Source organism: Mesorhizobium sp. M0664, from assembly GCF_040320565.1.
Taxonomy (GTDB): domain Bacteria; phylum Pseudomonadota; class Alphaproteobacteria; order Rhizobiales; family Rhizobiaceae; genus Mesorhizobium.
This window is the reverse complement of the sequence record NZ_JAMYPW010000001.1, coordinates 368,563-383,723: the sequence shown is the minus strand read 5'-3', so window position 1 is coordinate 383,723 and position 15,161 is coordinate 368,563. Positions and strand designations below refer to the sequence as shown.

The window sequence follows — 15,161 nt, the reverse complement described above, 5'->3', positions numbered from 1 at the left end:
TCGCGGTACCGGTCATTCATGTAACAAGCGGTTCCGCCGAAGACAAAGAAAAAGGGGCGAAGGCCGATGGGCCGGTGCCGAAAGGAACGAAAGTGTCTGGTTTCGCGTCGCTCCGCCTGACCCTCAGTGCAGCATTCCTCGGCGCTCTCATCCATAGCCCACTGGTGATGGCGCAAAGTGCCGCCGCACCCGCCCAGAGCATCACGCTCGGACCAAGCGGCTTGCCGCTGCCGCGCTTCGTCAGCCTGAAATCCGGCCGCGTCAACTCGCGCGTTGGGCCGGGCGTCAATTATTCCGTCGACTGGATGTATATGAAGCCAGGCCTGCCGATGGAGATCATCCAGGAGTTCGATACGTGGCGCCGTGTGCGTGATGCCGACGGCTCGGAAGGCTGGATCAATCAGTCGCTGCTTTCGGGCCGTCGCACGGCGATCGTCGCCCCCTGGCAGCGCGGCAAGGACGCTCGCGTCAACCTCCTTGACGACCCGGCAAAAGACGCAGGCGTCATCGCGATCCTCGAACCGGGGGTGATGGGCACGATCAAGTCCTGCGATGGCCAGTGGTGCGAAATGACCTTCGACGGCCATACCGGCTGGCTCGCGCAGTCGCTGGTCTGGGGTGCCTATCCCGGCGAAAAGGTCAAGAACTGACTTTTCCGAACCGCAGGTCGGGCCAGCGCTGGAAGCACCGGATCCGGCATTTGTTTCGCTGATCTTCGGTTCGGGGATGGTTTAGCGGCCGATGCGGCCGAGATGGGTATCCTGGAAACTGCTTGACAGCTTCAAACCGTAGCCCAGAGCGCGGTCGATGGCGATGTGGGCGATCCAGATCAGCGCGACAGCTATCGCCATTGCATTGTCAAAGACGCTGCCGAGAAGCGCCAGCAGAACGGGCAAGATCAGTGTGTGCAAGGCGTTGTAGGCGACGGCCCCGACGCGCGGCCCGGCGATGTAACCCAGCATCGACAGGTCGGGCGCCAGAATGAGCACGGCAAACAGCCACCAGGAAACACCGGCGATTGCATAGAAGACAAGAGCCGCCACCGCGACGGCGACCCATTCGAGCCGGAGCGTCAAATCCAGGAATTTCATAAGATGCCGGTCAGTCGCAGCGTTTCGGACGCAGTCTCACCACGATATCGACATTGGCGATCTCCATGCCCTCCGGCGGCTCCGGCAGGTTGGAAACCGTCACCGGGCCGCTGTCGATATCGAAGATCCTGTTTTCGCCCTCGATATAGAAATGATGGTGATCGGAGGTGTTGGTGTCGAAATAAGTCTTCGATCCCTCGACGGCAAGGATGCGCAGAAGACCGGCCTGGGTAAACTGGTGCAGAGCATTGTAAACGGTGGCCAGAGACACCGGCACGCCGGCGGCAAGCGCCTCCTCGTGCAGTTCCTCGGCCGAAAGATGGCGGTCGCCCTTGGCGAAAAGCAGATCGGCCAGCGCGATGCGCTGGCGTGTCGGCCTCAGACCGGCCTCACGAACCCGCTTGTCCACAGCGACATTATCCTTCCGGCAACCCAGATCCATCTATCCGTCGCGCTCACAGTTCCGCCTCAGACAGGTCCAAAATGGCAGAAATTGAGCATCTGCCGAAACTGGACGTGTCCTGACATATATTCTGTCGACCGAATGCGATCAATAGCGCGCATTGACCCGGGCAGACGGGCAGGTTAAGCGCAAACGCCGGTTTCCGGCCTGAAACAGATTGTGTTAGGAAACCACCGACAAGGGCTCCTTTCGCGCGGGACGATCACGGGGACGAGATTGATGGCGGATCCGAAATCCAGCTACGGTTACGAGGAATTGCTTGCCTGCGCCCGCGGCGAGCTGTTCGGACCGGGAAATGCGCAGTTGCCCTATCCGCCGATGCTGATGTTCGACCGCATCACCGAGATCAGCGAGACCGGCGGTGCGTTCGACAAGGGTTTCATCCGCGCGGAATTCGACATCAAGCCGGATTTGTGGTTTTTCGCCTGCCATTTCATCGGTAATCCGATCATGCCGGGATGCCTGGGCCTGGACGCCATGTGGCAGTTGACGGGGTTCTATCTCGGATGGCTCGGTGAACCCGGCAAGGGGATGGCGCTGTCGACCGGTGAGGTGAGGTTCAAAGGCATGGTCACGCCTTCGGTCAAGAAGGTGGAGTATGGCGTCGACTTCAAGCGCGTGATGCGCGGTCGGCTTGTGCTTGGCATCGCCGATGGCTGGCTGAAGGCAGATGGCGAGCCCATATACGCGGCAACGGATCTGAAGGTCGGTCTGTCCAAGCAATCGGCCGCCGTCTGAACGAAGACCCTGCAGTACGACGTCTTGGACGTCTGATGAACGCTGTAGCACTTTAATTTTGCGCATGGTTCCATTCCGGAAATTGATTTCAGGTTCGGGGTCCGCTGGAAGGAGTTGCGAATGAGACGGGTCGTAGTCACAGGTCTCGGAATCGTGTCGTCGATAGGCAACAATGCCAACGAGGTGCAGACCTCGCTGCACGATGCCAGATCCGGCATCAGCTTCTCCGACTCTTTCGCCGAGCATGGCTTCCGTTGCCGGGTGTGGGGTGCGCCGACGCTGGACCCGTCGGGCATGATCGACCGTCGCGCCATGCGCTTCCTGTCGCAGGGTGCTGCCTGGAACCATGTCGCAATGGACCAGGCGATCGCAGACGCCGGCCTCGACGAGGCCGACATCACCAATGAGCGCACCGGTATCGTGATGGGCTCCGGCGGACCGTCGACCCGTGCAATCGTCGAGGCGGCCGAGACCACGATCAAAAACGGCAGCCCCAAGCGGATCGGGCCGTTCGCGGTGCCAAAAGCGATGTCGTCGACCGCGTCGGCGACGCTTGCCACCTGGTTCAAGATCCACGGCGTCAACTATTCGATCTCATCGGCCTGCTCGACGTCTGCGCATTGCATCGGCAATGGCTACGAGCTGATTCAGTGGGGCAAGCAGGACATCGTCTTCGCCGGCGGCCATGAGGATCTCGACTGGACGATGTCGGATCTCTTCGATGCCATGGGCGCCATGTCGTCCAAGTTCAACGACAGGGCGTCGGTCGCCTCACGCGCCTACGACGTCGATCGCGACGGTTTCGTCATTGCCGGCGGCGCCGGCGTGCTGATTCTTGAAGAGCTCGAGCATGCCAAGGCACGCGGCGCCAAGATCTATGCCGAGATCGTCGGCTATGGCGCGACATCGGACGGCTACGACATGGTGGCGCCGTCGGGCGAAGGCGCGGCGCGCTGCATGAAGCAGGCGCTCGCAACGGTGTCCTCGCCGGTCGACTACATCAATACGCACGGCACCTCGACGCCGGTCGGCGACTCCAAGGAAATGGGCGCCATCCGCGAGGTGTTCGGCGAGAAGATGCCTTTCATCACGTCGACCAAATCGTTAACCGGCCATTGTCTGGGCGCCGCCGGCGTGCAGGAATCGATCTACTCGATCCTGATGATGCAAGGCGGCTTCATCGGCGAGAGCGCCCACATTGAGAACCTCGATCCGGAATTCGAGGGCATGCCGATCGTGCGCAAGCGCATCGACGATGCAAGGATCGACACCGTTTTGTCCAATTCGTTCGGTTTCGGTGGCACCAACGCAACGCTGATTTTCCAGCGCTATTCCGCATAAGGATTTGCCGACCATGGACGGATTGATGAAGGGCAAGCGCGGGCTTGTCATGGGTGTTGCCAACGATCATTCGATCGCCTGGGGTATCGCCCGCAAACTGTCCGAACATGGCGCGGACCTCGCCTTCACCTATCAGGGCGAGGCCTTCGGGCGCCGGGTCAAGCCGCTCGCCGAGAAATTGGGCGCATCCCTGGTGGTGCCTTGCGACGTCGAGGACAGCGTGTCGGTCGCCGCGACTTTCGAGACTTTGGGGAAGGCGTGGGGCGGGCTGGATTTCGTCGTCCATGCCATCGGCTTTTCCGACAAGAACGAGCTGAAAGGCCTCTACGCCGACACGAGCCGCGACAACTTCATCCGCACCATGGTGATCTCCTGCTACTCCTTCACCGAGATCGCCCGTCACGCCGCCACATTGATGAAGGATAGCGGTTCGATGGTCACGCTGACCTATGCCGGTTCGGTCCGTGTCATGCCGAACTACAACGTTATGGGTGTCGCCAAGGCGGGGCTGGAGGCCAGCGTCCGCTATCTCGCCAACGACTACGGCCCGCGCGGCATCAGGGTGAACGGCATATCGGCGGGACCGGTACGGACGCTTGCGGGCGCCGGGATTTCCGACGCACGCCACATGTTCTCCTACCAGCAGCGCAACTCGCCGCTACGCCGTACAGTGACGATCGATGAAGTCGGCGGCTCCGCGCTCTATTTGCTGTCCGACCTGTCCTCCGGCGTCACCGGCGAAATCCATTATGTCGATTCCGGCTATCACATCGTTTCCATGCCGACGCTTGACGAATTGAAGCAGACCGACGGCGGGCGGGAATAGCGCGAGCGACGTATCGCCGGCTTGCCCCGCAGGATTTCAGCGTCGCGCCGATAAGACCTTGAACATGCCGTCGCGGGCGAGCTCCGCATGGCTGGAGAAGGCGGCCGCCAGCACCGGTTCGTAGGGAAGCTGGCGGTTTGCCACCATGAACAGCCGGCCGCCGGGCTTCAGCGCCTTGCCTGCCGCGCGGATCATGCCGGCACCGATTTCCGGCTCAGTCGCCCGGCTGCGGTGAAAGGGCGGGTTCATGACGACCACGTCGTAGCGGCGCTCGACCGGTTCGCTCAACAGATCTATCCAGAAGAAACGTGGCTCCACGCCTGTGTTGCCGACATTGGCCTTGGCCGCCTCCAGCGCCTCGAAATCCGCTTCGTAAAGGTCAAGCGCCGATATGCCGGGTGAGCGGGCGGCGACTTCGGCGGCGACATAGCCCCAACCGGCACAGAAGTCCGCAACGCTGCCACGCAGATCGTTGGGCAGATTTTCGACTAGCAGCTTCGATCCGGCATCGATCTTGTCGAAGGAAAACATGCCTGGGGCCGTGCGGAAGCGGTCCTCGACCACCAAGTCCGGATTGGCGGCGCGAAGCGTTGCCGCGGCAACGGTATCGGCCGGCCGGCGAAACCAGAAGGCAATGCCGTGATGCTTCGGCAGGTGGCCTTCGAGCGGCACAAGGGCGCCGACATGCTTGCGCAGGCTGGCGATTCCATCGTCCTTGCTGCCGGCGACGACGATCAACCCGCCTGGTGCTGCGCGTTCGACCGCTTCGGCAACGCGCAACTCGTTTTGGCCGCGATGGCGGCCAGCGAGCACAAATGCCGCGTCGAAAGCCTCGCCTTCGACCTGCGGCGTGACCGCGAAGCCGGACGCCTGCAAGGCGCGAAAGTGCGGCCTGAAGCCTTGGACAAGATGAAGCTTGGCATCAAAACTTTCGGGCAAGCGAAAGCCGGGCTCGGCACCGAGAAAGAGTATGCGTTCATCCTTTCGTGGCAGGGAGACAGCACCGGCCTCGAACGGATGGAAAAGCGTTTTCAGCGGCTCGGCGGACATTCACCACTCTTGAACTGCAAGGCTGTTGTTGAAACGCAAACGGGCGCGACCTTCCGGCGCGCCCGCTTCGATTGCATAGTTAGATCAGCTTAGGCGGCGTTTTCTTCGCCTTCGCTCTTCTTGTCGCGAACGATTTCCTTGCCGGTGGCCTGGTCGACGACCTTCATCGACAGGCGGACCTTGCCGCGCTCGTCGAAGCCCATCAGCTTGACCCAGACCTTGTCGCCTTCCTTGACCACATCGGAGGTCTTGGCGACGCGGTCATTGGCGAGTTGCGAGATGTGGACGAGGCCGTCACGCGGACCGAAGAAATTGACGAAAGCGCCGAAGTCGGCGGTCTTGACGACCGTGCCTTCGTAGATTTCACCGACTTCCGGCTCGGCGACGATGGTGTGTATCCACTTCTTCGCCGCCTCGATCTCCTTGGCATTGGCCGAGGCGATCTTGACGGTGCCGTCGTCCTCGATGTTGATCTTGGCGCCGGTCTTTTCGACGATCTCGCGGATGACCTTGCCGCCCGAGCCGATCACGTCGCGGATCTTGTCGGTCGGGATGTGCATGACCTCGATGCGCGGCGCGAACTCGCCGAGCTCGGCACGTGCGCCGGACAGCGCGTGGGCCATTTCGCCGAGAATGTACTGACGGCCATCCTTGGCCTGGTCGAGGGCGATCTTCATGATCTCCTCGGTGATGCCCTCGATCTTGATGTCCATCTGCAGCGAGGTGATGCCGTAGGCGGTGCCGGCAACCTTGAAGTCCATGTCGCCGAGGTGGTCCTCGTCGCCAAGGATGTCGGAGAGCACGGCGAAGCGCTCGCCTTCCTTGATCAGGCCCATCGCAATGCCGGCGACCGGCTTGGCAAGCGGCACGCCCGCGTCCATCAGAGCCAGCGAGGTGCCGCAGACGGTAGCCATCGACGACGAGCCGTTGGACTCGGTGATCTCCGAAACGACGCGCAACGTATAGGGGAACTGGTCGGCGGTCGGCAGCATCGGCCGGATGGCGCGCCAGGCGAGCTTGCCATGGCCGATTTCGCGGCGGCCCGGCGAACCCATGCGGCCGGTTTCACCGACCGAATAGGGAGGGAAGTTGTAGTGCAGGAGGAACTTCTCCTTGTACATGCCGGTCAACGAATCGACATACTGCTCGTCCTCGCCGGTGCCGAGCGTGGCGACGACCAGCGCCTGGGTCTCGCCGCGAGTGAACAGCGCCGAGCCGTGCGTGCGCGGCAGGACGCCGACTTCCGAGACGATCTTGCGGACCGTCTTCAGGTCGCGGCCGTCGATGCGCGAGCCGGTGTCGAGGATGTTCCAGCGCACGACCTTGGCCTGGAGCTCCTTGAACACGGTGCCGATCTGTTCGGACGTGTATTTGGCCTCTTCGCCTTCTGCCGGCGCGAACGCGGCCTTGACCTTCGCCTTGACGGCGTCGACGGCGGCATAGCGCTTCTGCTTGTCGGTGATCTTGTAGGCGTCGCGAAGCTCGCCTTCGACGATCTTGAGCATCTCGGCTTCAAGTGCGGAATAGTCCGGCGCGTTGAAGTCGCGCGGGTCCTTTGCCGCGACTTCAGCCAGCTTGATGATCGCGTCGATCACCGGCTGGAAGCCCCTGTGGCCGAACATGACGGCGCCGAGCATAAGGTCCTCGCCGAGTTCCTTGGCTTCGGACTCGACCATCAGCACGGCGTCGGCGGTGCCGGCGACGACTAGGTCGAGCTTCGATTCCTGCATCTCGTCGACATGCGGGTTGAGCACGTATTCGCCGTTGATGTAGCCGACGCGGGCGCCGCCAACCGGACCCATGAACGGCACGCCGGACAAGGTCAGGGCGGCGGAGGTGGCGACGATCGACAGGATGTCCGGGTCATTTTCGAGATCGTGCTGGACGACGGTGACGACGATCTGGGTGTCGTTCTTGTAGCCTTCGGCGAAGAGCGGCCGGATCGGGCGGTCGATCAGGCGGGAAACCAGCGTTTCCTTCTCGCTCGGACGGCCTTCACGCTTGAAATAGCCACCCGGGATCTTGCCGGCGGCGTAAGTCTTCTCCTGGTAGTTGACCGTCAGCGGGAAGAAATCGAGGCCGGGTTTCGGCTCTTTCATCGAGACGACGGTGGCGAGAACCTTGGTTTCGCCGTAGGTGGCCAGCACCGCGCCATCAGCCTGACGTGCGATCTTGCCGGTTTCGAGAATGAGCGGACGGCCGCCCCATTCGATTTCCACTTTGTGGTAATTGAACATGTCTTGTCCTTCGTATGCGGAAAGGGCCGCGCCGTTTCAGCGTGCGCGGATGCCCCTTTCCCTTGGCTTCCTTTCTCGGGCAGCCACGGGCAAGACAACGGGAAGCTCGGCTATTCAGCGCATTTGCCGCACGAGCGTCCTGCAATCCTGCCCCATGACCGTCCATGGGCGGTTTCGAGCGGCCCTCTGCTGTTTCGAAACCGGGTTGGCCAATCGATCCGAGTGGCCTTGCGCGTGAACCCGAAAACCAGGTTTTCGGAAAATATCCTGCGCAAATCTAAACTTCAGAGCGTCCTTTGCGCATCCAAACCGATGCGCGGCGCTCTACTTCCTTCATGGAGCCTTGGATGACCCGATGCTCCAATGCGCGACCGGCGGGCTCTCGAAAGAACCCGCCGGTCAATTCGTCAACGGCGCAGACCGAGCTTCTCGATCAGCGTCTGATAGCGCGCGTCGTCCTTGCGCTTGAGATAATCAAGCAGGCTGCGGCGCTGGGAAACGAGAGCGAGCAGACCACGGCGGGAATGGTTATCCTTCTTGTGGTCCTTGAAATGATCGGTCAGGTTCTTGATGCGCTCGGAAAGGATGGCCACCTGGACTTCCGGAGACCCGGTATCGCCCTTGGCGGTTGCGAATTCGCCCATCAATTCCTTCTTGCGTTCGGCAGTAATCGACATCGTGTTTTTCCTTGTCTGTTTGAGGAAACGGGACGCCCTCAGCCGGGATGTCGTCCAGCAGGGGCCGGTGCAAGCAACGCGTCAAAGCGCGAAGCTGCGGCGCATATAGTGCAATTCCGACAAAAAGGCCAGCCTAATTCACAAGCCGGCTTTTTGCTGCATAAACGGGCACTTCCGCCTAGTCAGAGCCATTTCTTCCATTTGAAGTACGCAAAGAGCCCGACCGCAACAAGCGCCATGAAGGCGAGCGACAGCGGATAGCCGTAATAGGCCTTCAGCTCCGGCATGTTCCAGGGCGAGGTGTCGGGGTCGAAATTCATGCCCCATACGCCGACGAGAAAGGTAAGCGGCATGAAGATCACCGAGACGATCGTCAGATAGCTGATGACGTCGTTGGTGCGCGCCTGGCTGAGCGACAAGTGCATCTCGATCAGGCCGGTCAGCATGTCGCGCTGGGTTTCGACCAGTTCGATCAATCGCAGCGAATGATCGAGCGTGTCGTTCAGAAATATCTTGGTTTCGGCCTTCACATAAGAGACGTCGTTGCGGATCATGGTCGCCAGCGCGTCGCGCATCGGCCAAAGCACGCCCTTCAGCACATTGGCATCGCGCCGCAATTCGTGAAGCTGCCGCATCTGATGCTTGTGCGCCTGGTTCAGCATTTGGTCCTCAATGCTGTCGACCAATTCGCCGGCAGCCTCGATCGGCGGGAAATAGCTGTCGACGATGGCGTCGATCAAAGCATAGGCGAGATAGTCGGCGCCGCGCGAGCGCAAGCGGTTGGGCACCGAGCTTGCGATCCGCTTGCGCACGGGATCGAACGGGTCGCCTTCGCGCTCCTGGAAGGTGACGACGAAGTTCCTGCCGAAGAAGACGGCGATCTGTTCGTAGCGATGCGCGGTGACATCGTCGATCATCCTGACGACGACAAAGGCATGGTCCTCGAAGAAATCCACCTTCGGCCGCTGGCCGGTGTTGACGACATCTTCCAGCGCCAACGGATGCAGGTTGAAGATCCGGCCGATCTCCTCGATCAGCTGGATGTTGGCGAGGCCTGTGCAATCGAGCCAGATAACCGGCCAATTGTGGCAATGGGTGTTGACGTCGTCGATGCTGGCATTGTCGATGGTCTTGAACTTTTCGGGCGAGATCAACGTCAGCCTGAGCTCGGAACGGCGTGCCGCCGGGTCGGCGATCAGCGTGCCGGGCGAAGCCCCGACCGGCGGCCTCCGTGTTTTGAGCGCCGCTCGTTTGTTGACCGTGTCAGCCTTTGCCATGTGCCCCCTCGAGTGCAGCGTCGAACGGCACTACAGCGCAGCGCATCCTTTCGGACTGCAAACGACGCCGTAGGCCTGTTGATTTAGCGCATGATCCTTTCCCAAAATAGAATCCGGTTTGGAGATCATGCGCCGGGCGACAGCTGTTACCCGACAAAGACCCGCTTTGGCTTGAACATGCCTTGCTCGATGGCGCCGATGGCGACCAGCTTGCCGCGCGCGGTGGCGCAGGCCTCCTCCGCTTCTACCGGCGCGTCACGGCCGCGAATGATGACCGGATTGCCGAGGCGGATTTTGGTTGCCGCATCGTCGCTGATCGCAACCTGCGGCAAGCATTCGAGCGCCGCGGCGGTGTCGAGCAGAAGGGCATCGATGGTACCGAAGTCGATCGGCGCGTCTGCTGCTTGCGGCTCGCCCTGCTCGCCGAAGCGGGCGGCCTCCAACTCGGCCAAGGTGACGAAATCTTCCTGCGTGAACGGCTCGACCTCGACCCGCCGCAGCTCGGCGATGTGACCAAAACAGCCAAGGTCGCGCCCCATGTCGCGCGCCAGCGAGCGGACATAGGTGCCCTTGCCGCATTCGACCTCGAAGATGGTGCGATCTGCCATGTGCTCGACCAGGTCGAGCCGGCCGATCTCTACCTCGCGTGGTGGAATGTCGATCGTCTCGCCATCGCGGGCAAGGTCGTAGGCGCGCTCGCCGGCGATCTTGATCGCCGAAAATTGCGGCGGCGTCTGCATGATGACGCCGGTATATTTCGAAAGCAGCGCCCGTACGTCGGCTTCCGCCGGACGGCGGTCCGAGCTTTTGGTCGCCGGGCCTTCGAGGTCGTCGGTCGAACGCTCCTCGCCCCAGGCAACCGTGAAGCGGTAGACCTTGGCGCCGTCCTGGACGTATGGCACGGTCTTGGTCGCTTCGCCGAGCGCGATCGGCAGCATGCCGGACGCCAGCGGGTCGAGCGTGCCGGCATGGCCGGCCTTTTCCGCCTGGAACAGCCATTTGATCTTGGCGACGGCTTCAGTCGAGCCCATGCCGACCGGCTTGTCCAGTACCAGCCAGCCCGAGATCGGCCGGCCCTTCTTCTTGCCGCGACGCGCCACTATTCGCTGTCCTTCCGGTCGTCTTTGTCTTTGTCGTCGGCGCTGAGATCGCGCGCCACTTCGGGCGAGTGCAGCAATTCGTTGATCTTCTGGAAATTGTCGTAGCTGGTGTCGAGCCGGAAGCGGAATTCCGGCATGTACTTCATCTGCCGCAGCGCGCCGGAGACACGGCCGCGGACGAACTTCGCATGCTTGTTGAGCGCTTCGACCACCACGCCGGCATCCTTGGCGCCAAGCGGCGAGACGAAGGCGGTGGCGATCTTCAGATCGGGCGACATGCGCACTTCCGAGACCGACACCACGGCATTCTCGATCAACGGATCGAGGATCTCGCCACGTTGCAAGGTTTCCGACAGAGCATGGCGCACCTGCTCGCCGACGCGAAGCATACGCTGGGATGGGCCAGCCGATGGTGGTCTTGGCATGAAAATTCTTCCTTCGCGCGGGTTCGAACCGCCTCAAACCGCTGACTTAACGCCGTTGGGCAGGTTTGGCTACCCTGGGCAACTGACCTTAATAGGTCTTCGTTCTACGACCGAGCCTGAGTTGCCCAGATTTTTATTTTCTCGAGCGCATCGGCGGGAACGACATCCCTTGGGATAAAAACGAAATGGGTACCGTTATCTATGAGGAAAAACAGCTAGTCGTTGCTCAGTTGCACCCGTTCTATCCTTCGATTCTTTATCGAGTCCAAAAACTGAATAATATACCCATCGAAGATCTTTACCGGTTCGGTGATATTGCCAATTTTCTTATTATTTACTTTCCTTTTAAAGAAACCAAGAAAACTACGAGCTACTATAATATATATAGTCCCCATCGCAATTGGGGCGAGAACGTAAATTGTCTCACTGGAGACCACGCCCTTTGAAAGGTACTCCAGCAGAGCGACGGCCAACGCAGATGTCCAGATAATCAAAAGAACTGAGGCTATCAAAATCAGCCAAGCAAGACCTGTGAGAATCCAACGCCTGGATCGACCATACCGCAGGTCGGAAAACGAACGCGCAGCACGTTTAAGCTGCGTATCATTTGTTTGGAAGGTATATTCCCATAGAGGGAACATACCTTCCAGATTTGAAGCGTCCTGGCCCATATCGGTGCCAAGCGCTTTACAGCGTCCTGGTCACCATCTCGACGCGGAAGCACTCGATGACGTCGCCGACGCGCATGTCCTCGTAGTTCTGGAAGGCCATGCCGCATTCCTGGCCGCCCGGAACTTCCGAAACCTCGTCCTTGAAGCGCTTCAGGGTCTTCAGCGTGCCTTCGTGGATGACGACGTTGTCCCGGATCAGGCGGACGCCCGCACCACGCTCGACCTTGCCTTCGGTGACACGGCAGCCGGCGATCTTGCCGACCTTGGTGATGTCGAAGATCTCGAGGATCTCGGCATTGCCGATGAAGGTCTCGCGACGCTCCGGCGAGAGCAGGCCGGAGAGCGCCGCTTTCACATCATCGACCAGATTGTAGATGATCGAATAGTAGCGGATCTCGATGCCTGCCGCAGCCGCGGCTGCGCGGGCCTGCGCATTGGCGCGAACGTTGAAGCCGATGATCGCAGCCCCCGAAGTTTCCGCCAGCGACACGTCGCTTTCGGTAATGCCGCCAGCCCCCGCATGGACGATGCGGGCGCGCACCTCGTCGGTGCCGAGATTGTCGAGCGCGGCGTTGATCGCCTCGATCGAGCCCTGCACGTCGCCCTTGATGACCAGCGGGAATTCCTTCAATCCGCTGGTCTGCAACTGCGACATCATCTGTTCAAGCGAGCCGCGCTGGCCGGCATGCCTGGCCACCGCCTTCTCACGCGCCAGACGCTGGCGATATTCGGTGATCTCGCGGGCGCGGGCTTCGTTGTTGACCACGGCGAAGCGGTCGCCGGCCTGCGGCGTGCCTTGCAGGCCGAGCACCTCCACCGGCATTGCCGGCGGCGCTTCCTTGACCTGCTCGCCGCGATCATTGACGAGTGCGCGTACCCGGCCCCATTCGTTGCCGGCGACGAGAATGTCGCCCGGCATCAACGTGCCGGTTTGCACCAGCACGGTAGCGACTGGGCCGCGGCCCTTGTCGAGCTGGGCTTCGATGACCACGCCTTCGGCGGTGCGGTCCGGATTGGCCTTCAGGTCGAGGATTTCGGCCTGCAGCAGGATCGCTTCGAGCAACTTGTCGAGATTGATGCCCTTGGTCGCCGACACCTCGACATCCAGCACCTCACCGCCCATGGATTCGACGAACACCTCGTGGCGCAGCAGTTCCGAACGCACCTTCTGCGGGTCGGCGTCATGCTTGTCGATCTTGTTGATCGCCACAATGATCGGAACGCCGGCCGCCTTGGCGTGATTGATCGATTCGATCGTCTGCGGCATGACGCTGTCGTCGGCTGCCACCACGAGGATGGCGATATCGGTCGCCTGGGCACCGCGGGCACGCATTGCCGTGAAGGCGGCGTGGCCGGGCGTGTCGATGAAGGTAACCTTGTGAGCGTTCTTCTCGACCTGATAGGCGCCGATATGCTGGGTAATGCCGCCGGCCTCGCCGGAGACGACGTTGGCATTGCGGATGGCATCGAGCAACGAGGTCTTGCCGTGATCGACATGACCCATGATCGTTACCACCGGCGGACGCGGCTGCAGGTCCTCGGGACGATCGGCGATGTTGAACAAGCCCTCTTCGATGTCGGACTCGGCGACGCGGCGGACCGTGTGGCCAAATTCGGTGGCGACGAGTTCGGCCGTGTCGGCGTCGATGACGTCACCAGGCTTCAGGATCTGGCCCTGCTTCATGAAGAACTTGACCACGTCGACAGCGCGCTCGGACATGCGCTGCGCCAGCTCCTGGATGGTGATGGTTTCGGGCAGGATCACTTCACGCATGACTTTCTCGCGTGGCTCGTTATGCAACGCGCGCTTGAATTTCTCCTGACGGCGGCGCATCGACGAGAGCGAGCGGGCGCGCGCATCCTCGTCGGAAAGCGCCGAATTCAGAGTCAGCTTGCCGCGGCGGCGGTCTTCCTCGCCCTTGGTCGGTTTGGCCGGACGCGCCACTTCCGGCGTAACCAGACGGCGCACTGGTGCGCCGGCACCGGTCCGCTTCGGTTTGACCTCTTCCTCGTCATCGACTGTTGCCAGTTCGGCGGCGAGCGGCGCACGGCGGCGCGCCTCTTCCTCGGCACGGCGGCGGGATTCGGCCTCGGCTTGCAGCCGTGCCTCTTCCTCGGCCTGACGGCGAGCCGATTCCTCGCGCTCGCGGCGGCGGCGCTCTTCGTCCTCGCTGCGGCGCTTGGCTTCCTCGATGGCGCGCTGGCGATCCTCGACATCGCGGACCTTCGAGCCCTCGAGAGCCCGGCGGCGTGCTTCCATTTCCTGGCGCGACAACTCGTTCAGCACCATGCCGCCGCGTTCGACCGGCGGCGGAGGGGGAGGCGCCTTGGGAGCTTCCTGCACGGCAGGCGCTGCCGCGACCGGCTTCGGCGTGAAGACGGACACAGGCGCTGCCGCCGGCTCCGGCTTGTCGCCGGGCAGCGAGAACTTGCGCTTCTTGGTCTCGACGACCACCGACTTGGTGCGGCCGTGCGAGAAGTTCTGGCGCACCGTGCCCTGTTCCATGCCGGGGCGCTTCAGCGTCAAGGTCTTCTTCGGCGTAACACTCAGCGTCTTGTCGTCGCCCGATTTCGTATCGCTCATTCCATATCCTCTGCGGCATCATCTTCGTCAGCAACGGCCGCAAGCATTGCCAGATCGTCCGGGGAACCGCCCCGATATCGGTCGAGCGCAACCATGCGCTTCTGGACCGCCCTGCCCGCGTCTCCCGCGAGAACGGCAGCATGTATCACATTTGTACCCCCCAATGCCAAGCTCAACTCGGCCTCGGAGAAAAGTTTGTAAGCGCGGATCGCAGGCCCGCCAAGGTGGACGGTTGCCCGTCGCGCCTGGCTTATCTTGCGGACGCCATCGTCGGAAGCCTCGGTCGCGTGGAGCACGAAAAGTGCAAGTCCGCCGCGCACGGCGCTCTCGACCTTGGTCGCTCCGAGCGCTATGGCGCCCGCCTTGCGGGCCAGGCCAAGCATGCCCAGAGCGGACCTGGAAAGTAGCGCGTCGACCATGCCGCCAAGATCGGCCGGCACGCTCACCTGTGCCTTAAAAGCACGGGCAAACAGATTTTTGGCCGCTGCCTTTTCTATATGTAGGCGGTCGGCCGTCACCCAGCAACCGCGGCCGGGCAGGTTTCTCTTGATGTCCGGAACGACGGCCGAACCCGGGCCGACGACGAAACGGATCAGTTCATCCGGTTCGGCTTGCCTGCGGGTGACGATGCAGGTGCGATCGTTCATCTCGTCCAAGGGCGGGTTCGGTGCGATGCGGTTT

The 15,161-nt window shown here is 61.7% G+C and carries 15 protein-coding genes; 4 read left to right on the top strand and 11 right to left on the bottom strand.

Annotated elements, in window-relative coordinates; all coding sequences use genetic code 11:
- Positions 1 to 92: 92 nt before the first annotated feature.
- Positions 93 to 650: an SH3 domain-containing protein gene (locus NKI39_RS01710; RefSeq protein ID WP_352541270.1), complete on the top strand. Its 558-nt coding sequence runs from the start codon at positions 93 to 95 to the stop codon at positions 648 to 650.
- 81 nt (positions 651 to 731) lie between these two features.
- Here NKI39_RS01710 and NKI39_RS01705 read toward each other — a convergent pair whose 3' ends face one another.
- Entirely contained in the window at positions 732 to 1,091 is a 360-nt protein-coding gene (locus NKI39_RS01705; RefSeq protein ID WP_352613888.1) for a DUF4260 domain-containing protein, read from the bottom strand.
- Between the two features lie 10 nt (positions 1,092 to 1,101).
- Positions 1,102 to 1,533 (bottom strand): iron response transcriptional regulator IrrA, encoded by a 432-nt coding sequence (gene irrA, locus NKI39_RS01700; RefSeq protein WP_023676913.1) that lies wholly within the window; start codon positions 1,531 to 1,533, stop codon positions 1,102 to 1,104.
- Between the two features lie 240 nt (positions 1,534 to 1,773).
- On the opposite strand from irrA, the gene fabA reads away from it, so the two are divergent.
- The 3 genes from fabA to fabI all read left to right on the top strand — a co-directional run bounded on the left by fabA (position 1,774) and on the right by fabI (position 4,459).
- Complete coding sequence (fabA, locus tag NKI39_RS01695) at positions 1,774 to 2,292, top strand: 3-hydroxyacyl-[acyl-carrier-protein] dehydratase FabA (protein ID WP_352470073.1); 519 nt, start codon at positions 1,774 to 1,776, stop codon at positions 2,290 to 2,292.
- 120 nt (positions 2,293 to 2,412) lie between these two features.
- Positions 2,413 to 3,633: a beta-ketoacyl-ACP synthase I gene (gene fabB, locus NKI39_RS01690; RefSeq protein ID WP_352830458.1), complete on the top strand. Its 1,221-nt coding sequence runs from the start codon at positions 2,413 to 2,415 to the stop codon at positions 3,631 to 3,633.
- Positions 3,634 to 3,646: 13 nt separating this feature from the next.
- Positions 3,647 to 4,459 (top strand): enoyl-ACP reductase FabI, encoded by an 813-nt coding sequence (fabI, locus tag NKI39_RS01685; RefSeq protein ID WP_352613887.1) that lies wholly within the window; start codon positions 3,647 to 3,649, stop codon positions 4,457 to 4,459.
- A gap of 36 nt (positions 4,460 to 4,495) precedes the next feature.
- Here fabI and NKI39_RS01680 read toward each other — a convergent pair whose 3' ends face one another.
- The 9 genes from NKI39_RS01680 to NKI39_RS01640 form a co-directional block, all read right to left on the bottom strand.
- Positions 4,496 to 5,509: a class I SAM-dependent methyltransferase gene (locus tag NKI39_RS01680; protein WP_352767033.1), complete on the bottom strand. Its 1,014-nt coding sequence runs from the start codon at positions 5,507 to 5,509 to the stop codon at positions 4,496 to 4,498.
- A gap of 89 nt (positions 5,510 to 5,598) precedes the next feature.
- Positions 5,599 to 7,746 carry a polyribonucleotide nucleotidyltransferase gene (pnp, locus tag NKI39_RS01675; protein WP_023676908.1) on the bottom strand — a complete coding sequence of 716 codons (2,148 nt, stop codon included), beginning with the start codon at positions 7,744 to 7,746 and terminating at the stop codon, positions 5,599 to 5,601.
- A gap of 407 nt (positions 7,747 to 8,153) precedes the next feature.
- On the bottom strand, positions 8,154 to 8,465 hold the full coding sequence (gene rpsO / locus NKI39_RS01670; protein ID WP_280940423.1) for a 30S ribosomal protein S15: 312 nt from the start codon (positions 8,463 to 8,465) through the stop codon (positions 8,154 to 8,156).
- Positions 8,466 to 8,605: 140 nt separating this feature from the next.
- A complete protein-coding gene (gene corA, locus NKI39_RS01665) occupies positions 8,606 to 9,700 on the bottom strand; it encodes a magnesium/cobalt transporter CorA (RefSeq protein WP_352613885.1) in 1,095 nt (364 codons plus the stop codon).
- Between the two features lie 146 nt (positions 9,701 to 9,846).
- A complete protein-coding gene (gene truB / locus NKI39_RS01660) occupies positions 9,847 to 10,800 on the bottom strand; it encodes a tRNA pseudouridine(55) synthase TruB (protein ID WP_352541265.1) in 954 nt (317 codons plus the stop codon).
- Positions 10,800 to 11,225 carry a 30S ribosome-binding factor RbfA gene (gene rbfA, locus NKI39_RS01655; RefSeq protein ID WP_352541264.1) on the bottom strand — a complete coding sequence of 142 codons (426 nt, stop codon included), beginning with the start codon at positions 11,223 to 11,225 and terminating at the stop codon, positions 10,800 to 10,802. Before rbfA ends, truB begins: the two co-directional genes overlap by 1 nt.
- Positions 11,226 to 11,440: 215 nt before the next feature.
- Positions 11,441 to 11,896 (bottom strand): hypothetical protein, encoded by a 456-nt coding sequence (locus NKI39_RS01650; RefSeq protein ID WP_352830455.1) that lies wholly within the window; start codon positions 11,894 to 11,896, stop codon positions 11,441 to 11,443.
- Between the two features lie 16 nt (positions 11,897 to 11,912).
- Positions 11,913 to 14,480: a translation initiation factor IF-2 gene (infB, locus tag NKI39_RS01645; RefSeq protein ID WP_352470067.1), complete on the bottom strand. Its 2,568-nt coding sequence runs from the start codon at positions 14,478 to 14,480 to the stop codon at positions 11,913 to 11,915.
- Complete coding sequence (locus NKI39_RS01640; RefSeq protein ID WP_352541262.1) at positions 14,477 to 15,127, bottom strand: RNA-binding protein; 651 nt, start codon at positions 15,125 to 15,127, stop codon at positions 14,477 to 14,479. Before NKI39_RS01640 ends, infB begins: the two co-directional genes overlap by 4 nt.
- Between the last annotated feature and the right edge of the window lie 34 nt (positions 15,128 to 15,161).